Annotated in this window: 19 protein-coding genes; 3 read left to right on the top strand and 16 right to left on the bottom strand. The window is 56.7% G+C overall.

Annotated elements, in window-relative coordinates; translation table 11 throughout:
• From Q6A48_RS05370 to Q6A48_RS05325, 10 genes are all read right to left on the bottom strand, one after another.
• The gene (locus tag Q6A48_RS05370) at positions 1–477 is read right to left on the bottom strand and encodes an integrating conjugative element protein (protein ID WP_047739052.1); all 477 of its coding nucleotides are present in this window, start codon (positions 475–477) and stop codon (positions 1–3) included.
• On the bottom strand, positions 474–1,022 hold the full coding sequence (locus Q6A48_RS05365; protein WP_080964372.1) for a lysozyme family protein: 549 nt from the start codon (positions 1,020–1,022) through the stop codon (positions 474–476). The genes Q6A48_RS05370 and Q6A48_RS05365 overlap by 4 nt, the downstream gene beginning before the upstream one ends.
• Positions 1,004–1,720: a TIGR03759 family integrating conjugative element protein gene (locus Q6A48_RS05360; RefSeq protein WP_047739050.1), complete on the bottom strand. Its 717-nt coding sequence runs from the start codon at positions 1,718–1,720 to the stop codon at positions 1,004–1,006. The genes Q6A48_RS05365 and Q6A48_RS05360 overlap by 19 nt, the downstream gene beginning before the upstream one ends.
• Before the next feature lie 9 nt (positions 1,721–1,729).
• Positions 1,730–2,398 (bottom strand): hypothetical protein, encoded by a 669-nt coding sequence (locus Q6A48_RS05355; protein ID WP_047739049.1) that lies wholly within the window; start codon positions 2,396–2,398, stop codon positions 1,730–1,732.
• Entirely contained in the window at positions 2,395–2,937 is a 543-nt protein-coding gene (pilL2, locus tag Q6A48_RS05350; RefSeq protein ID WP_080964371.1) for a PFGI-1 class ICE element type IV pilus protein PilL2, read from the bottom strand. Before pilL2 ends, Q6A48_RS05355 begins: the two co-directional genes overlap by 4 nt.
• A gap of 111 nt (positions 2,938–3,048) precedes the next feature.
• The gene (locus Q6A48_RS05345; RefSeq protein WP_047739048.1) at positions 3,049–3,795 is read right to left on the bottom strand and encodes a DUF5983 family protein; all 747 of its coding nucleotides are present in this window, start codon (positions 3,793–3,795) and stop codon (positions 3,049–3,051) included.
• Between the two features lie 53 nt (positions 3,796–3,848).
• Positions 3,849–4,343, bottom strand: coding sequence for a RadC family protein (gene radC / locus Q6A48_RS05340; protein WP_047739047.1), 495 nt, complete (start codon positions 4,341–4,343; stop codon positions 3,849–3,851).
• A 96-nt stretch (positions 4,344–4,439) separates the two neighbouring features.
• On the bottom strand, positions 4,440–4,697 hold the full coding sequence (locus Q6A48_RS05335; RefSeq protein ID WP_304552536.1) for a hypothetical protein: 258 nt from the start codon (positions 4,695–4,697) through the stop codon (positions 4,440–4,442).
• 70 nt (positions 4,698–4,767) lie between these two features.
• Positions 4,768–5,322: an STY4534 family ICE replication protein gene (locus Q6A48_RS05330; protein ID WP_080964370.1), complete on the bottom strand. Its 555-nt coding sequence runs from the start codon at positions 5,320–5,322 to the stop codon at positions 4,768–4,770.
• 908 nt (positions 5,323–6,230) lie between these two features.
• Positions 6,231–6,572, bottom strand: a complete 342-nt coding sequence (locus Q6A48_RS05325; RefSeq protein ID WP_047739045.1) for a helix-turn-helix domain-containing protein — start codon at positions 6,570–6,572, stop codon at positions 6,231–6,233.
• A 208-nt stretch (positions 6,573–6,780) separates the two neighbouring features.
• On the opposite strand from Q6A48_RS05325, the gene Q6A48_RS05320 reads away from it, so the two are divergent.
• On the top strand, positions 6,781–7,038 hold the full coding sequence (locus Q6A48_RS05320; protein WP_047739044.1) for a hypothetical protein: 258 nt from the start codon (positions 6,781–6,783) through the stop codon (positions 7,036–7,038).
• 21 nt (positions 7,039–7,059) lie between these two features.
• Here the strand turns inward: Q6A48_RS05320 and Q6A48_RS05315 are convergent, their stop codons facing one another.
• From Q6A48_RS05315 to Q6A48_RS05305, 3 genes are all read right to left on the bottom strand, one after another.
• Entirely contained in the window at positions 7,060–9,030 is a 1,971-nt protein-coding gene (locus tag Q6A48_RS05315; RefSeq protein WP_047739043.1) for a DNA topoisomerase III, read from the bottom strand.
• Between the two features lie 430 nt (positions 9,031–9,460).
• The gene (locus tag Q6A48_RS05310) at positions 9,461–11,173 is read right to left on the bottom strand and encodes a UvrD-helicase domain-containing protein (RefSeq protein ID WP_080964369.1); all 1,713 of its coding nucleotides are present in this window, start codon (positions 11,171–11,173) and stop codon (positions 9,461–9,463) included.
• On the bottom strand, positions 11,170–13,041 hold the full coding sequence (locus tag Q6A48_RS05305; RefSeq protein WP_047739042.1) for an ATP-dependent nuclease: 1,872 nt from the start codon (positions 13,039–13,041) through the stop codon (positions 11,170–11,172). Before Q6A48_RS05305 ends, Q6A48_RS05310 begins: the two co-directional genes overlap by 4 nt.
• A gap of 289 nt (positions 13,042–13,330) precedes the next feature.
• Here Q6A48_RS05305 and Q6A48_RS05300 point away from each other — a divergent pair, with 289 nt between their 5' ends.
• Together Q6A48_RS05300 and Q6A48_RS05295 are read left to right on the top strand one after the other, a co-directional pair.
• Positions 13,331–14,344 carry a restriction endonuclease gene (locus Q6A48_RS05300; protein WP_047739041.1) on the top strand — a complete coding sequence of 338 codons (1,014 nt, stop codon included), beginning with the start codon at positions 13,331–13,333 and terminating at the stop codon, positions 14,342–14,344.
• A 50-nt stretch (positions 14,345–14,394) separates the two neighbouring features.
• Positions 14,395–15,309: a hypothetical protein gene (locus Q6A48_RS05295; protein ID WP_304552531.1), complete on the top strand. Its 915-nt coding sequence runs from the start codon at positions 14,395–14,397 to the stop codon at positions 15,307–15,309.
• A 253-nt stretch (positions 15,310–15,562) separates the two neighbouring features.
• On the opposite strand, the gene Q6A48_RS05290 is transcribed toward Q6A48_RS05295, so the two are convergent.
• Genes Q6A48_RS05290 through Q6A48_RS05280 form a run of 3 tightly spaced genes read right to left on the bottom strand, consistent with a single transcriptional unit; the run spans position 15,563 to position 17,300 of the window.
• A complete protein-coding gene (locus Q6A48_RS05290) occupies positions 15,563–16,033 on the bottom strand; it encodes a single-stranded DNA-binding protein (protein ID WP_047739039.1) in 471 nt (156 codons plus the stop codon).
• Positions 16,030–16,548 (bottom strand): DUF3158 family protein, encoded by a 519-nt coding sequence (locus tag Q6A48_RS05285; RefSeq protein ID WP_047739038.1) that lies wholly within the window; start codon positions 16,546–16,548, stop codon positions 16,030–16,032. Before Q6A48_RS05285 ends, Q6A48_RS05290 begins: the two co-directional genes overlap by 4 nt.
• Positions 16,545–17,300, bottom strand: coding sequence for a PFL_4669 family integrating conjugative element protein (locus Q6A48_RS05280; RefSeq protein ID WP_047739037.1), 756 nt, complete (start codon positions 17,298–17,300; stop codon positions 16,545–16,547). Before Q6A48_RS05280 ends, Q6A48_RS05285 begins: the two co-directional genes overlap by 4 nt.
• Between the last annotated feature and the right edge of the window lie 179 nt (positions 17,301–17,479).

Genomic DNA, 17,479 nt, shown 5'->3' with positions numbered 1-17,479 from the left:
TCACTGTTCCAGCGAGGTAGCAGTAATCAAGACGGGGTAGTGATCGATCTGCAAGCGGGCGGCGATGTCGTTGCCGTTGACCGGCAGAATGGTGATGCCAGGAGCTGCTGCTCGGATCCGTGACAGGGCATTGGTATCGGCGACTTCCACGGCCAGGCCAGCCGCCTCAATCGCTTTTAACTCACCAGCACGTTGGCGTAGCCAATCCAGCGAACGAGGGTCGTCGCCCACTAGAAAGAACGGCTTTAAACCGGGCATTTTCAGCTGTCGAGATATGACTTTACCTGGACTCAGCTGAGAGCTTTTGACCGGCAATATCCACGCCTCATCGGGCGGTATGGACAGGTCTGCATAAATGGCCCGATGGGATGAAAGCCCCTTATTCGACTGAGGAGAATCCTTTGCAATGGCCAGTTGCGCGCAAGCGAAAGGTGCCAGGAACAAGATTGAGCAACAGGTGAGGGTAATTCGTTTCATGGAGATATGACCTGATTGAAGGAAAACAGTACCCGTTGGAGTTGGCGAGAAAAACTGGCGCGATAGCGAGCAGCAGGCGGGCCTCCCGCTGGGCGGTGGTAGCGTCCGGCAGCCAGTACCCAATCACCGGTGGCGGCGTGATGTTCACGCAGCAGCGCGGCGGTCACGGCGAGATTTCGGTAAGGATCGAGGGCTTCGCAGGGGCTGGAAAAGCGTTGCCCGTGATAACCCAGGTTGGTTTGTCCGAGTCCAACATCGACCCGCTTGGCGCCGTGGTGGGCGAGCGCCTGAACCAAGGCTTGGCACGCCGCTTGGCGAGTGACGAAGCGATAAGGTGTTCCGGCGATATTCAGTGTCCAAGGCCAGGGCAACAGCCGACCTCGCACGCGAATACCACTCTCCTGCAAGGTGATGGCGAAAAGAACAGCAGGAGGAATGTCTGCACCGTGCGCCGCCAGTTGATAGGCCGGCGGCGGCAGTTCGTTCGCATGAACCGTCAGTGCCATGAGCGTGAGTAACAAACTGCTCAGTTGAGACGTTGCCATTGTCCATTCACCTGTTGGAACGTGACAGGGAATGGGCCTGAAGCCCCCAAACTGAGCCAGTGACCACGGTCATGATTCAGGGTGATCTGCCGGCGCTGTACTCGAACCGGGTCGATGCCCGCCTGCCGTGCCCAGGTGCGGATGCGTTCATCGTCGCCTTGGCTGCCCACCAGGTAGATATCGAAAGCGGCGTCACTGTTTTGCAGACGCTGCGCTTCGACGACACATGGCTGGCAATGATCTTTCACGAACAACGCTGGGCGGGGCGCTACTGGGGAGTTGGCAGGGGAGGCGGACGCCATGCCCTGGATCGGCAGCAGTCCGGGAAACAGCTTGGCCCATGCGGCGGTATAAGCGTTCTGATAGGCCAGCTCGCGTTCGGCGCGTTTGGCCTCCAACGCGACCTGTAATTCGGCATAGCGCTGACGCTCCTGATCGGACTCGGCTTCGACCCCGAGAGCCGTCAATGGATCGAGAGTTGGACTCCAGAAACCGCGCGGGCCAGCTTGGATCTGCTCGAAGCGTGACCACTCTTGCTCGGACAATCCCCAGGTCGCAGCCTGAGTCGAACGGAGGCGCTCCAATGGGATGGTTTGAGTGTCTTGGGGCTGCGAATGGATCGCAGCGGTATCTCCCTGCGCAGCGCTAACGGCAACTATTGATACGAGACAGAGGACGGTCGGGAGCACTTTGTTCATGCAGACCTCTTAAGGAACCTGAACGGTTTGGTCTGGATGTCCGCTCACCGCAAAAATGACCGAGGTTGGTTCCAATGCTTTCAGGCGCCAGGTGCTGATTTGTTCGCCGCTATGCAGCAGTCGAACATCCGCGAGAGTACGGCTGTCATGCGGGGTGACCGCCAAGAAACGTTCGCCGCCGCGGGACTCAACACCCGACACTGAAAAGGGAGGCGAGAGTGGGACGGACTTGGGGAGAACGGTGTTTTTCGGTTTGGCTGTGGACGGTGGCGCTGGTGGTGATGGCTTGGAGCTGAGGTCCAGGAGCTTCTGCTCCACTTGTTCCAGGCGTGCCCGTAACGCAGTCATGTCAGCCTCGGTAGCCCGGGTTGCCAGACCGTCGCGCAATTCCTGAATTTCTTGTGCCCACTGGTCCAGCATCGGGTCGAGGACACTGGCTTGTTGCTCGCCGGTATCGACCATCTGCCTCAGGTCTTTCACCGCGTAATGCAGTTTTTCCTGCGTATCCTTGAGGGCGTTTGAGTCACGTTGCAGGGTGTCCAAGGTCTGTTGGTGTTGGATGCTGCTGTCCTGCAATTTCGTCATGCTCTGAGCCTGGTTATATAGACCACCGCTCAGCCCAGCGACCGCCAGGCACAGTCCCCCAACGATCAGGGTTTGAAACGTTGAGGCTTTCATGGGCGCGTCTCCAGCTGGGGGGACGGAGAAGAGGCGATCGGTACAGTTCGGGTCTCGGCTTTTTGTGGTTCGAAGCAGACTGAGCGATTGATATCGTCGACTGTGAGTTGCCAAGCCGGACCGGCCAGCACTTGCAGTGCGCTGCGCAACGGGATCGGTCCAAGGCGATAGTGTGCTGCTGGTAATGGACGGCTGAAGAGCACCTTCACTGGCGGGGCATCAGGACAGAGCGAATAGCCCGAGCGCAACAACACATAGTGCAGCGCATCCTGGACCGATGGACTCAGGTTTGACGGGATGCTGATGTCGATGATCTGGGCAAGCAGGTCTCGTTGTTCCCTAGTGGGCGCGGTGCTCACTAGCGTATAGCGGCCATAGCGAAGGTCCGCCTGATGACTGCCTTCGCCAGTATCCTTTTTGGATTGGCTCCGGCTCATCTCATTGTCGGGTGGTGGATGGGACGGCGATGTACTTGGAGCTTGCGCAGTGCACGCGCTCAGTGCGCCTAGCAGACAGACCAGCGTGAAAAAACGGGCCATGGAAAAGATTCCTCATGTCAGATTCAGTGCAGAACCTGACATGAGGGGAAGCGTGATTCAGTGAGAAATGCGATTCAGGGGGGCTCCGTATTAATGCGGCACATCGCATGGTTATTCGTCGAAAACCGCGAGCCCGGGCAAGACGGCCGCGTAGGGATCGAAGATCAATATCCGCACATCCGCCAGCGCCGCCAGGTACAACACATGGACCAAGGCTCCCGGGGTGCCGGCATCGAGTTGTTCTTGTTTGAGTGACAAGTAGGAGCGACCGTCGATTTTCAACAGCTGTTCATCCGTCCAAGGGGTGCCGATCAGCTTGCACCCGATGCCGTCGCAGTCCGGCAATTTGAACAGCTCGAAAAACAGACTCGTTGGCTTGGGCATTGCGTTGTACACCCGCTCCTGCAGGTAAGACATCGCCTCTGCGGGAAGATGGCTAGTGCTGATCTCCCAGGACCGACTGTAGTGCCCCGTTTCGAAGCTCAAGTGATGAATCACAGTTTGTGCTTCTTCCAGAGAATACAGATCACCGACATGGCGCCTCTGGTTGAGCCTTTCACCCATTACCGCGTAGACGACTTGGCGGACCAGTCCAGTGGTCTGGCAGCATTCATCTAACTCATTTGGAATGGATTGGCCTTCGCTGATCAAGGCGAAATCATCATTGAACAAACAGCGGGACAGTTGTAGTTCATCGTCGGACAGATGGGCTTGCGAGTGGTGCAAGGAGCGAAAGCAGGGCGGACAGTATTCGTCATAGGTGATTTGCAGTAGCCGCTCGATATCCAGGCTATGGTAGCCACGCATAAAAGGATTTGAATCTACCAGCGGAACTGAGTCTTGATGGATAGGGTTCATAGGAAGCTCTCCAGGCTAACAATGAACAAGGCACCCGAGAGTGCCTGTAAGCGTTAAAGCCAACCGTATTCGGCAAAGGACAGCGGACGGCCTTCGCCAACGATGAAGTGGTCCAGTACACGCACTTCGATCAGCGCCAAAGCTTCCTTCAACCTAACGGTCAGGATGCGGTCTGCCTGGCTGGGTTCGGTGCAACCAGAAGGGTGGTTGTGAACAAAAATAGCGCCTGCGGCGTTATGAGCCATGGAGCGTTTAACGACCTGGCGAGGGTATACGCTGGCACCGTCGATGCTGCCGTGAAAAAGAATTTCGAACGCAAGCACTCGATGTTTGGCATCGAGGAAGATCACGCCGAAGACTTCATGCTCCTGTTGAGTCAGTTGCAGTTTCAGGAATGAGGCCACGGTCTCAGGAGAAGTCAGACCTGGGCCGCGGGTGAACAATCGACGATCCAGAATATGCAGCGCTTCATCGATCACGCGATTCTCGTGTGCGAGCCGATCAGCTTCAGGATCGGTGGTTTCAATCAGTGTGAGTTGATTACTCATGGGGTGCCTCCGAGTTGGATCGGCAGGGGCACACACCCCAGGGGAGTGGTATCCCCTGGCTGGGTATGAAGTGGTTGTGAGCAGGTGTCGAGCCGTTTACAACCGAGTGAATTGGTGGCGCTGACCGTGCAGAGGAGAAGCGCAGCCATCGCAGGGCTGCGAGGAAAATCCGTTTATTCCCCAGCCGGCCTCGGAATCGAAGTCGGCACTGACGGGTATCAGTCGAGCCAATCCAGGTGGAAGAGCGGCGATGCGTTGAGCGATTTGATCCGCTGTTTGATAAAGCGAAAGCGTGCTGTAGTCCTCATAAGCCGCAGCGCACAAGCATTCGTCGCAAAGCCAGAAGGATTCCATAAGATGGCTCCCATGTCGGTTAAAAAAAGGCGCCCGAAGGAGCGCCTTGATGACGGGCTTTACGAACCATTCAAGCGGACCGAACGGTTTGAGTAGAGACACGGCGAGCCGGGCGTGACGAAGGTTTAACTTCGGGTTCGTTCTCTTCACCTTCGGCATCAGACGATGCAGGAGGAGGTTCATGGGTAGGCGCTTGCTCAGCAGGTGCTGTTGCTTCCTGCCTGGCAGGCGCTTTGTACTCGAGCATGCCGTTGACCTTGATCCAGTCGATGAACAGCAGACGACCCTTCAGGCTGGCGCCTGGTTGGCCTTGTTTGACGCCTTTCTCGTAGAGAAACGGATCAATCCACAGATCGCCGATACGAAACGACAGCAACACCTTTTTCTCGGCATTGACGGCGTCCATGTAGAGGCGAATCAAGCGTTCAGCTTCGCCCCCAGCGACCTTGCAATCGAAGCGAGTGTATTCCACCGCATCGGCCGCACCGTGCAGAGCTGCAATATCGCAGGCCATGAACGGCTGTCCGCGGCGAACCTGTACTTCACGCACACGGTTGAGGTAGCCAATGCCGGCGGTATGTAGATTGAAGTAAGTCACTTCTTGAGGTTGGTTGGCGTGGGCCATGATGGTTCTCCTGTTACAAGGAAAAACGGCGGCGCACGATCCCTGACGGGAAAGTGAACCCCGTCAGGGTGGGTAAGGTGAGGATCAGCAATGAGCTGCCCGCCATCGGTATTGATGAGGGACAGGACGATGCTCTGGGTGAATAGCGATACAGCAGAGGGATGTCTGTGGCAAAAATCCGCAGGCGGGGGAGTGGGCATTCATCACCGCTGGAGCGGTAACCGTGCGAGCTTCCGGATGCTAATCGCACTTGGGTAAACCACCACGAACGTGGCGTAGCCTTGAAGGTTCAAGCTACCTGGGCTGGGCTGTCAACGACAGCGAACCACGCCCTTTGTATAAGCCTGTCACAGGGGAGCGTCAAGACGCTGCAACCCGAATTTTTAGGGCCGGAATACTGTGGCGGTCACTGGAATGAAAAAAATGAAGAGTGGGCCCGGCGTGCGGCCAGGCGAAGAAGAGAAAAGCCACCTTTGGCCGTCTCACACAGCGGACAAGCCCCTCGCAAAGCTTGATTAAACCGCGTCACGACTCGCCAACCGACCCTTGTCGTGGCCTGGGTCGGAAATTGCTGGCACGCATCCGCGCACAAAGGGTGCCCAGTGTTTCCCCGGTGGGCCCCGGGACTGAATACAATCGCCGAGGCGGATGACCGTTGTTGCCTGGTAGAAGCAACAACGGTCATCCGCCTCAGCAATCAGGTCGAGCACAAGTCAGGAATGCAATTCCGGAGAAGAGAAAAGGCTCCGAACTCTAAGAGTCCGACCGAGCTACCCGGAGCGAGTCGGTCTTGGGTCGCCGTTGGCGATGATCCTGAGGTACTACAGCAAAGGGGGCGGGGCGACGTCAAGGCCAAGGCAGAGCGTCCACCTCAGGGTTTCCATATCGAACTCCAGCGAATGATGAGCTTACTTGCTGCCCAGATGAGCGGCCAATTGTTCGACAGTCGTCAGGATAAAGGCGCGGTCGCTTTCCTCCAGTCCACTCAGTAGGCCCGCAATCATCTGGCCTTGGTCATTGGGACGATTGCTCGACTCCGTCAGCAGTTCATCCATACGGCAGTCAAAAATATCCGCCAGCTGCATCAGCTTGACCACGGAAAGCTCCACCACACCCCGTTCCAGGCGCGAGATGGCTTCGCTGCCGATCCCTAAGCGTTCAGCCACCTCTTCCTGGGTCAGATTACGCTCGGTGCGGTGCTTCGCGATCATGCGCCCGATTTGGGCTTGGGTTGGATGTTTATGTGCCAAGTGATGAGTTCTCCGGTTCAACCCGAATGGTTGAGCAAAGACCCGTTGACATGAACATCCTTAAAGGTTGAGTATCGACTTGTTAGGTTGTAATGATGACTGAAATTGCATTGCATCGCGATGTGGTTTCTATTCCTCGGCATCAGAGCCCAGGGTGGTCAGTGAGAGATGATTGGTCTAACAGGGCCGCATTGAGGGATGGTTGAGCATGGAAGAGTCGAGCAAGGACGTCACGGATTTGATTTGGGATCGAACACTGGAGTTGTTCATCAAGATCCATGATTGTCCTGATAACCCCGAACACTTGGACAGTCTTGTCCATTGGCTCAACGAAGATCCTGCACACCTGAAAGCGTTCAATGAATTGGGACAGATATGGATTTCGACGGGCATCGCCTTGGCCCGTGAAATCGGACAACCGCTAATTGACCTGGAGAGGGATCAGTCTCCGTTAATGACACACTGATCGGTACATTCCATTGATGCGTCATGGGCGTCGCGTATCTTTTCTGATTGGGATGGTGCCCTTGCAGTCCGGGTAGTGGGAGCAGGACCAGTACGGCCCTGATTTTCCCGTGCGTCTGCGCATTGATGCGTTGCAAATGGGGCAGGCTAGGCCGCTTTTTTCGACCGGTAACGCCAAGGTGAGCTCTGCGCAGTGTTCGACCAATTGCGTGACCCAGTTCGCCTGCTTGGCGACGAATGCATCAAGGGTTAGACGTCCTGCTTCGATTTCGTCTAGCGCCTGCTCCCAGATCGCCGTCATACCTGGATCCGTAACTGCTGCGGGTACCGCTTCGATCAGGGTATGAGCCGCTGCGGAGGCCACTAAAGCGCGTTTCTTCTTTTGCAAATAACCCCGATCAATCAATCCCTTGATGATGCCGGCTCGAGTGGCTTCGGTACCGATACCTGTGGTGTCCCGGAGTTTTTGTTTCAGGCGTGGGTCGTTGACCAGCTTGGCTACGTTTTTCATCGCCTTGATCAGATCGCCCTCGGTGAGCGGCTTGGGCGCGCTGGTGTGCATCGACTTTAGTTCGACATTGTTTACTGTGCACTGTGTGCCCTGTTGCAAGACGGGTAAGACTTGGGCTTTTCGACTGGACTCATCCTCCTCAGATGTATCGTGGAGCAAGCCTTTCCAGCCTTGGACCAGGATCTGTTTACCTACAGCGGTCAATCGCTCTGCGCCACACTCCAGTTCGACCTGGGTCCGGTCAAACTCATGTTGCGGAAGAAATTGCGCGAGGTAGTGACTACGAATTTGTTCGTAGACTTGGCGCTCTTGTTCAGACATCCGCGCCAGATTCGCCGGCTCAGTAGTGGGGATGATGCCATGATGCGCGGTGACCTTGGCATCGTTCCATGCCCGTGAGCGTAACGATCGGTCGAGGCTTGCGAGTGCAGGCCGTAATGCGGGATCCGTTTTGAGCAGGGCATCAAGGACCGCCGGAGCCTCGTCGAACATACTTTCCGGCAGATAACGACAATCGCTGCGCGGGTAGGTGGTGGCTTTGTGCGTTTCATACAGCGCTTGGGCGATGTTCAGGACTTCCTGTACACCTAGCCCCAGCTTGCGCGAGCAGACTTCTTGCAGGGTGCTCAAATCGAAGGGCAAGGGCGGGGCTTCACGGAGATGCTCAGTCTGCAAAGAGCGCACTGTGGCGGTCCTAGTGTTAGAAATCGCTTGGGTCGCCTGACTTGCTAGTGTCTGCTGAATGCAGCGGCCGGACTCGTCCTGTTCTGAACTTGGTGGTGACCACGACGCAATGAATGGATGGCCCATTGAGGCCAGGTGCACATCCACCTCCCAATAGGGCACCGAGACGAAGCTGGCAATTGTGCGATCTCGATCAACCACCAGGCGCAAGGTGGGAGTTTGGACACGTCCAACCGACAGTACGCCGTCGTAGCCCGCCCTCCGACCAAGAAGGGTAAACAAACGACTGAGGTTCATGCCGATCAGCCAGTCGGCGCGACTGCGGGCGAGGGCGGCTTGATAGAGCGAGAAGGTCTCTTGACCTGACTTCAGTGAAGACAGTGCTTTGCGAATTGACGTCTCGTTGAGTGCCGATAACCAGAGGCGCTGCACGGGGCCTCGATACTTGCAAAGCTCCAACAGCTCGCGGGCAATCATTTCACCTTCACGATCAGCGTCGGTAGCAATGACGACGGTGGAAGCCTCACGGAGCAGGCGCTTGATGACTTTGAGCTGTGCCGCAGTTTTGGGTTTGGCCTCGACCTGCCAGTGCGTAGGGATGATCGGTAGATGATCCAACGACCAACTCTTGAACTGCTTCCCATAGGCTTCAGGAGGGGCCGTCTCCAGCAGGTGGCCTATGCACCAAGTGACGGTTGAGTCGGTGCCGATCAGGCAGCCATCACCACGTCGGGTGGCTCCGAGCACTTTGGCAATGTCTCGACCTTGGGAAGGTTTCTCGCAGAGGAAGAGGCGCATAGAGCTGCTCCGGCTTGAGTTCAGAGCAGCGTTGTTGGAAACGGCAGTGGCTAGATACGAGAAACCTGAATGACAGGTTCCTCATATTAGTCGGTGACGGCAGGCTTGAGTGAGCCGAGGGGGCTATCCAGTTGTGGTTGAGCGGCAGTGCGGGTAATTACACAGACATTGGCCACCCATTTGCAGTCGAACTGACCACTCATTTGTATCGGCTTTGTCCATCATGCTGCGTGGACATATCCGGCACAGGACGACCCAAAGTGGCCTTTCAAGAAAGGCAACTAACGGCCAAAAGCGGACTTAACGTAAACCATTCTGTGCCAGCAACTTTGAGACTGAGGAGCTCTTTACCTCTTCAGATAGGTGCGCCTACGACCGCTCAGCTGCGGCCGGATTAGCAGGGAGAGGTGTGAGCAGCGGAAATCTTGATTCACAGTAAAGGGCATGGATCGCGCTTCGGAGTCACAATAGTGGTCCGACGTATCGCCCGAGTCACGCCCACCCGCAGTACTAAAAGATCCTGGGCGCAGATTTTTGGATTCTGCGGGGCTTTGGCAATGCGCTGGTAAAGGCCGTCGTAGATGATGACCTCGTCGAACTCCTTCCCTTTAGATTTATGTATCGTCATCAGATGGATGCCACGCCAGTCCTTTTGGGCTGCAGCGAAATGCTCCTGCATCAAGGCACTTCGGACTGCCTCTTCAGCCCCCATGTACTCTCCCTGGGCGCGCCACAACGCACCCAAATTGGTTCGCAATACTGAGCCTCGGTGCAGCAGTCGTAGGTAGCGAGCATCTGTTGCTACTTGTTTCAAGGCTTCCGCAGTGGACGATGCCAATAGGCCGCGCAGGTATAACCAGTCTTCCGCAGGGTCGCCCGTTAATTGCAGTTGCCGCCGCAATTCTGAGATGCGCTGAACTTCGCTGACAATCAACAGGCGCTTGGAGCCGCGGATCTTTCCCGAGGAGAGGAACCCGCTAAGAGCATCCGCCAGGTCAAGCTCGGTCTGTGGGGTAGGCCTGCCCCCGCGCCGCCCACGAATGTGCGAGTGAAGTGCGCCGAGCATGCGGCTCGCCACATCGCCAGCGGTACCTCCCGCCAGTAACGTGGCGATAACGCCAGCGGCTAGAGCCGGCGGTTCAGCATCCATTGCGACGTCGTGATGTAGCGCTGGCAGACCATCAGCTGCAGAAGAAAGGTAGTCAGAAAAATCGAGCATCAGCCGCCTGGATGGCACCAGGATCGCGATCGATTTGTCAGGTACTTTTTTGAGGCGATCCAACGCCGAGAACACTGCAGCCTTGGCGGTGAAGTGCAGGCTCTTGCCATACATGAAGTCGTAACGCGTGATTTTGACCTGCTGGTAGGCCTTGCCCTTGTTTGCGCCAGTGAGCAGGTCATTCCCATAGGCCGTGATATCGGTACCGCTGCTGCGATGATTTTCACCCGCGAAATCGAAATGGGCGGCGCCGAAGTTCTCCAGAAATTCTCCCACCCGCCTGGGATCAGCACCTCGAAACTCATAGATCCGCTGTTCGGGGTCGGCCAGTGCAATGAGGCGACTGCGCTTTCCAAGCTGCTGAATCAGCGCCCATTCATCACTGTTTGTGTCCTGAAATTCGTCGAGGATGATGATGGGATAGGTGTCGGAGAAGATGGCGCCTAACCGATCACTGCGGCTCAGCAGTTCGCTGGCCAAGCTTGCGAACAAGTCGAAATGCAGGCGGCCCTCCTGTTCGAAAAGGCGTCGCTTCTCATTTTCGTGCTGGGCCTTATCGATATCTGCCAAATGCGCTGCTGCTTCGGGCGGTGGCAGAAGCTGCAGGTTCGGTCTGCCATTCAACAGATAGGCATGGCTTCGGAGAATGCTCCATGCGAAACCGTGGTACGTGCTGACCTCTAGTTGCTTCAGATCCTCGCGAGAAATCAGCTCAGAAGCCTTTTCGATGATGCGCGCTACGGTCGGTCTGGCGAAGCTCAAGAAAAGGACCTTCTGGCCTGGCTTGAGTACTCCTGAGCGAATCTCATTGCGAGCTTTGACCAGTGCGACGTGTGTTTTACCGGCACCAGGGCCACCTAGCGCCAGGGCGTGCCTGGTGCACTCCAGAAAGTCGCGCTTCTGATCGCTCCACACTTCAGTCATGCCAGAGGCTGGGGTGGGGACGGTTGGAACTTCCCATAGGCGGCTGCCAATGGCGGCGATTTGGCTGCCGCCTCTGGGAGAGGGGGCACGCCTGCTACCTGGGGAGGTAGCGGAAGCAGCGGAGGTGGCTCAATGACGTTCTTGATGGCTGCCAGCGTGGTTCTCACGTATTCAGGCATGTCATTGGCGGTTGGGCATGAGGCGAGCAAGTCGCCGGCGTCGCCACCACCCTTGGCCCAGCTGAAATAGCTCGATAGAGCCGCCTGCAGATCGGCCAGCGGCGTTGCGGGCGTTGGCGTCCATGCCGCGAGATGCTGCGGCCAATCGCCGCCAGCAACTACAACAGCAGCATAGCTGCGGAGTACGACCTCAGACACGCCATACAACACAAGGTTTTCGAAGCCCTTAGTCGCGGACTCATAGGCATGATCGACCGAGGCAGTGATGGTTGCGAGCGCCTCCTGTGATTGCTTGTCGAACACCGCGAATACGATCTTGCCGAGAGACCGGAAGAATGCACCCAGAGGAGCGACATTGGTCTCGCCGCGAGCATCGACGATAGCCACTCCAAGATTTTCGAGAGATTTGAATCGCGTGGGATCCAGCTCGGCGAGCCGGCGGGCGGCGGCAGGCAATGCGTCGAACTCTGTACGGCCCTCAAGCACAAGCACGTAGCGGGCAAGTAGAGCTTCGCAGAACCGAGCTTTAAACTCTGTGCGATAAGCCTTGGGCTTGACTGCTGGTGGGTATGTTGCAGGAACTCCGGTCATAACACCGGCCGTGCGCTTGAGAACCACCACCTGGGCAGGATCGAACTCCTCCAGCACGTAGGGTGAGTGGGAGGTGAAGATGGCCTGTGCCGATTTCTGGCGTAGCGAATTGATAATTCGTTTCTGGGTGTGCGGCGGAAGCGCGATCTCTGGCTCTTCCATTGCGAAGATCACGCTTTGCTTGAGTTCGGCGATGATAGACAACAGAGCCAATACCAGCGTGTTAATCGTGCCAGTGCCTTGGTGCTGATATGGGGCGGAATAGACGGAGCCGTCCGGCCTTTTCGCTCCAGTGCCCATGAATACAGTCAGGGTTCGACGGAGCATGTCGCGGGTGAGGTCCGAAACCCGCATGTGGGGTTGCTCTGCCCAGTCGGATGGTACGTAGTGCCGTACTGCATCCTGGACTGCGACAAGTAACTCGCCGATATCCTCGGTCTCTCCAACTGGCAATGCCCTCAGTTGGTCGAGCAAGTCTTCCCACATTGTCAGTCGTGTCTCCTTCAGCCGAAGGATTACGTCCAACAAAGAGCCTCGCTCTAGGCTGAGTGCGCGGGCGCCGGTTCGTAGGGTGCGAAGATAAAGAAAACCGCACTTTCGTTTGTCGGGCGCAGAGAACCGCAGGTAGGAGCCATCCGGCATTTCGGGAGTGGCGTAAAAGGTATCCCCAGCGAAGTCGTCCTCTTGTACGTCATACCAGCCGTTGAAGAAGACGCGTATTGCTGCGCCAACATGGGGGGCGTCTGTTCCCTCTGGGGGGGGCCCCACAAGCAATCTCTTGGCCTGTGAATCCCACCACTCGATATGGTCGCGGAAATGCCGCAGCTGCTCATCGGAAAGTCCAGCGACAATAACCTCGATCTGGATCGGGACGACCTCGTTCTTGGCCGGATCTACGTACGTACCTGCATAGAAATCGTGCTCATCAATTACAGGGCGGCGACTCAGGCGCTCCGGGCCAAGTACCAGATCCACCGCTTCCAGCAATGTGGACTTGCCGGCGTTGTTGTCGCCAATAAAAGCAGTGTGTCCATTGAAATGGACCTCACCGTAGGCGATGCCTCTGAAGTTCCGGACGCGAACACGCACAAGATGCACTTCGACCCTCCTTGTCTAGCGGAAACCAATCTACTGATTCTAGTGCCTCATGGTAGGTGCGATTCGACTGTATCGCCACTTGAGAGCTCCTTCGGGTCGGTTCGCGTACCGCGCGTGCAACCAGGGCCGCTATTGGCCGGAAGCGGATGGAACCGGTCGGCACCACGCCTTTGTAAAGGCCTCCTGACTCGACACAGGCCATCTGGTGCGACCTGAGGGTGGTCCGCCTACCGCGTCTGCTAAGGCTACGGCTATCCTTACTAGACTTAGTCGTTGGGATGGGAGGTCCATGGACATAGAAACTAAGAAAAAAGAGACGGCGGCACCGCTTGACCTACCGAGACTCATCCAGGATGTTCTGGCGGAGCTGGGATATGACGCGGACGCCGCAGCAGTGGCCGAGCGAGTTCGCCGCCTGGACATCGGACTGCCGATTGAGGACGAATTCTCAGTCGTGTGCGCCTGGCTCGGGAAGTGCCAGCTCCTTCACAAGCTAGACCAGCATCAGGTGCCCATTGCCTCCAAGCAGGAGTTTCAGGTGCCTGACCTTCTGGCGAAGTTCTCCACCCAGACCAGTAAGTCCCCCGTACTAATCGAGGTGAAGTCAAAGAAGGACAAGCTATTGTCATTCAAGCCCGAGTACATGGGGCGCCTGCAGAACTACGCCGATCTAGTGGGCATGCCATTGCTGGTGGCTTGGAAATTCCACAGCCTCTGGATGCTGTTCGAGGCAAGGCACATGAAGAAGGCCAACAAGAACTTCAACATCCCGCTGGCGACAGCTATGCGGGAGAACCTACTGGGTGTCTTGGCTGGCGACGTCGCCTACAAAATCGGTGCCGGCGCAGGGATACACTTACGCTTCCGCAAGGACAGACTGCTTGGCTCCGATAAGACCAGCGAGGGCCACACAGAGCAGTGGGCAATGACCATTGACGACGTGAGCTTCACTGATCGCGAAGGAGCCCGTCGCACGGATTTCGGCAGTGCAGTCCAATCGTTGTTTACCGCATGGGACCTGGAGGAGAAGGAGGAACACACTGACTCCCATATCCACCTGCACTTCGTCGCGGGAACCGAGGGGATACAGTTCGCGCACTCAGCCCTGGTCTACCTGCTGAACTGGGAATCGCCTCACGATGGCAGGCCGCATTGGCGTGGGCTGCTGCGAAGGGAGCAGGTCACTGCGAATGTGGCGAGCTTCTCGGCTGCACTGGATGAGGCTTTCAGGCAGAAGGTGGTGTCCCACGTCTTCTACTTGCAGCCTCATGCCATGCCAGATTTCTTTCTGCCACCAACGTAGTCTGTTCCGAGTAATATCGACTGGCTTCAATCACATGAGGGATTCAGCAAGTGCTTATTGAACAGGCCTTCTTCTCACTGCCAGAAGTCCTCCACGGAACGGGCTACCAATCACAAAGCTATGAATCTGGGCTTGTTTCTGCTCTGACCCTGTCACTCCTCCAGGTGCTGAACGGGCGCAATGTCCCGAACCCCATAGGTTGCCTGCAAAGCGAGCGGCTTTACCGTCTCGACGGCCTATATCAGCAGGGAGGAGCCCCACGATATCTTCGTGCAGACCTGTTCGCTGACGTCAATCGTCTATTTGTTGCCAACAAGCGGCTAAGCCAATACGGCTGGCGACATCATCTATGGCTCGAATGCAAGTTCCTTCGCGGTCAAGCTGGCGAAGATGGTAGCCGGCATGCAGGGAACAAATCCCCGGCTACTGGCGCAATATTGGCTGACTTGCTTCGTTTGTCACTGCTCATCCCCGAGACGGCAAACAAGACTCAAAGCAGTCGATACTTTCTGCATGTTTATGACGCTGACCCCAAGTTCTACCTGACCTTTCGTGGGCGTCCTTGGTGTAAGTCTCTGGTAACTGTCGGAGAGCAGGAGATCCATGTCTCCAACTTGGAAACGGAGCCTGCTGCTGTCAAGAGGTTGATCGGCGATCTTCCGGGCCTTGACGTAAAGCTCAAGGTCACAAACTTTCACGCAGGCCCGTTGCACGTTCAGCACCGCCCCGTCTATTGGTGTTGGCTTACCCGTATCGACAAAGTCGAAGCAAAACTGGGGGAGCACAATGCGACTATTGATGCCGACAGAAAGATTACTCAATCAGCAAACGGGCTAGCCGAAATCGCAGCGTTTATAGCCGCACGATTGGCTATCCTGCCTGAGTCGCCCGATACTCAGCCGCCGCGACCGGATGAGCAGGAGGAAGCACAAACAGAGGAAGCTGCTGCCGAGATAGAGGAATAGGTCAGGTAGCCGAATGCAATAAAGCGGCAATGGGGACAGATTCATCTATCGGAGCCACCGTCCCCTTCTGGCCGTTCTCTGCCGATCATGGCTACAACGCTTGCTGGTCAACCGATGCAATCGGAGGTCAGAACGAATGCAAACAATTGGTCAAGTGAACTGCAATTTCGCAGCAGCGTGAAGCGCCACGAGCGGCGAGCAGCATCAAGCCAGCAACTTCCCGCAAAGGCGCAATTTTTATGCCTGACCTACATCAGTCCGACGGCGGTGGCGCTTTGCGTTTTCTGGGTTTCGACGCAGTAGAATTAGCCTGCTCTGTATTTTGCCCAGCACGTGACGCAGACGCTGCCTGCTCACTGGATCGCTCCCGCATGACAACGCTTTGCACCCGGTGAGGCAGAATGCCGACTCGACGGGCCTCGATCTTGAAGGTCACCCGCGCATTGTCTTCACTGTCCTCCCACTCATCGCGCACCGTGCGGCCTTCGACCAGTACACGCATGCCTTTCTGGTACAACGTGCTCCAGTGTTCAGCCTCACGGTGCCAAAGCTCAGCCGGCGCCCAGTATCCGCCTCGATCTTCATAGCTGCCCTCGCGCGGAACGGGATTATCGAAGTACACATTCAGCCGCAGCAAACGCCGTGGCTCGTCATTGCCCGATGGAAACTCCTGGAACTCTGGCGCACTGCCAATATTGCCTTCGCCGACGAAAAAAGTACTCATTGTGATACCTCCACTGCGGTTGTGAACTGGCGCAGTAGCCGATCGGCACTGCTTATCTTGATCGCGCAGGTCGTGGCCTGGCGGTAGAGCGAATGCACCACACTCATCTGTAGGTTCAGTGCAATGCGATCGCACTCGAAGCGATGCAATCCTTCGCGCACGGCTGGCGGCAGGGCTCTGTTGCAGACCTGGCGTTCCAAGACCGCTACTCCCATACGTGCGAAGTCACGGGTGCGCCAACGCAAGAAGGTGCTGCCAGCGCTGGTGTTCTGCAGCACCATTCGAATATCCAACAGCGAGTAGGGCGGCTGTGCTGCTTGCTGCATAACAGCTTCCATCAGATGGCATAGCTGCGCCTCGATTTCCCTCGCCACTTGCGCCAGGTGTTCCAGTTCTCCCTTACCCTTAAAAGGTTTTAAAAGGCCTTTTAGGGAGGCTGCGTGTTCGAGTTGTCGATAGGCATCCGATGTCAACGTTTCAACGAGTGTTGACTGAGTCTGGCTTAGAGGATTCATGCTTCGTCCTCCGGCTGATCCAGCGTCGCAGTTGGCTCATCCGCTACCTCTGTCAACGCAGTGGAGTCACTCACAGCCTCGGTGTCGCGACGAATGATGGGCGGCGCAAACTGGGAGCGGTGATGACCCTCAAGGATATCCATGGGGGGCAAACCGAATTTTTCGATAGCCGCCAGGGCACGGGCGTTGTTCGCTGCCATATCATCGCGTGTGACGCCAGCATGGCGATAACGCTGTGCCTGGCCGAACAGGCTGCGCAGCAGATGTGCGCCATCGTCGATCCAGGCTTCCATGTCCCTGCGACCAATCAAAGCTGTGTGATGAGCTAACAGGGTGTGACGCACCAGAGTGTCGTAGTCGGTCAGTAGGTAGACGGCCAGAAAGCCGAGTTGGCTGCCGATGTACAACGGCAAGGTGACGGGGTGGATGTTGAGGTTGTCACCCATGTCGATCTGTGTTGGCAGGTCCTGCCTGATCCGGTCCAACTGTTGGGTCAGTTCCAGCATCCCTGCTTTGGCCTGCATCAGCTTCTCTTCGAGTTGCACGATGGCCCAGTCAGCATAGGGATCGTCCTGAGCCGCGGTTTGTTTGATCAGGTTCGTGACACTGATGTAGCCGGCCATGCCCATGATCGAATGGACGCCTTCGCGTGCGTTCCGACCTTGCCAGATGCGGGCGGCGTGGTGGGTATGCAGGGTCAAGGTGATGCTGCTACGCAATGAACCCAGGTTGAGTTGGTAGTGATCGGCCACGGTGTTGTCCTCGCATAGGCTTGCGAGCACCTTGGGATAGATCAGCTATGGGGGCAGCAGAAAACCTGAATGCGGTCTGTTCGGTTTGAGCTTCTGGGGGGGGGACTCATCAGATACTGACGGCACCACAGAGGTCGTCTGTTGGAACTCCCTGGATTTGATGCCACTGGCATCAAATC

The organism is Pseudomonas citrullilanati (assembly GCF_030580855.1).
Classification (GTDB): domain Bacteria; phylum Pseudomonadota; class Gammaproteobacteria; order Pseudomonadales; family Pseudomonadaceae; genus Aquipseudomonas; species Aquipseudomonas citrulli.
This window is presented reverse-complemented; position numbering and strand designations above follow the sequence as displayed.

Excerpts from the sequence above, each read along its gene's own strand:
- Q6A48_RS05300 (WP_047739041.1), top strand. The coding sequence starts at position 13,331 with ATGGACATAGAAACTAAGAAAAAAGAGACGGCGGCACCGCTTGACCTA.
- Q6A48_RS05315 (WP_047739043.1), bottom strand. The coding sequence starts at position 9,030 with ATGCGCCTCTTCCTCTGCGAGAAACCTTCCCAAGGTCGAGACATTGCC.
- Q6A48_RS05355 (WP_047739049.1), bottom strand. The coding sequence starts at position 2,398 with ATGAAAGCCTCAACGTTTCAAACCCTGATCGTTGGGGGACTGTGCCTG.
- Q6A48_RS05370 (WP_047739052.1), bottom strand. The coding sequence starts at position 477 with ATGAAACGAATTACCCTCACCTGTTGCTCAATCTTGTTCCTGGCACCT.
- Q6A48_RS05360 (WP_047739050.1), bottom strand. The coding sequence starts at position 1,720 with ATGAACAAAGTGCTCCCGACCGTCCTCTGTCTCGTATCAATAGTTGCC.
- pilL2 (WP_080964371.1), bottom strand. The coding sequence starts at position 2,937 with ATGGCCCGTTTTTTCACGCTGGTCTGTCTGCTAGGCGCACTGAGCGCG.
- radC (WP_047739047.1), bottom strand. The coding sequence starts at position 4,343 with ATGAGTAATCAACTCACACTGATTGAAACCACCGATCCTGAAGCTGAT.
- Q6A48_RS05310 (WP_080964369.1), bottom strand. The coding sequence starts at position 11,173 with ATGACTGAAGTGTGGAGCGATCAGAAGCGCGACTTTCTGGAGTGCACC.
- Q6A48_RS05330 (WP_080964370.1), bottom strand. The coding sequence starts at position 5,322 with ATGGCCCACGCCAACCAACCTCAAGAAGTGACTTACTTCAATCTACAT.
- Q6A48_RS05290 (WP_047739039.1), bottom strand. The coding sequence starts at position 16,033 with ATGAGTACTTTTTTCGTCGGCGAAGGCAATATTGGCAGTGCGCCAGAG.
- Q6A48_RS05335 (WP_304552536.1), bottom strand. The coding sequence starts at position 4,697 with ATGGAATCCTTCTGGCTTTGCGACGAATGCTTGTGCGCTGCGGCTTAT.
- Q6A48_RS05345 (WP_047739048.1), bottom strand. The coding sequence starts at position 3,795 with ATGAACCCTATCCATCAAGACTCAGTTCCGCTGGTAGATTCAAATCCT.
- Q6A48_RS05285 (WP_047739038.1), bottom strand. The coding sequence starts at position 16,548 with ATGAATCCTCTAAGCCAGACTCAGTCAACACTCGTTGAAACGTTGACA.
- Q6A48_RS05320 (WP_047739044.1), top strand. The coding sequence starts at position 6,781 with ATGGAAGAGTCGAGCAAGGACGTCACGGATTTGATTTGGGATCGAACA.
- Q6A48_RS05365 (WP_080964372.1), bottom strand. The coding sequence starts at position 1,022 with ATGGCAACGTCTCAACTGAGCAGTTTGTTACTCACGCTCATGGCACTG.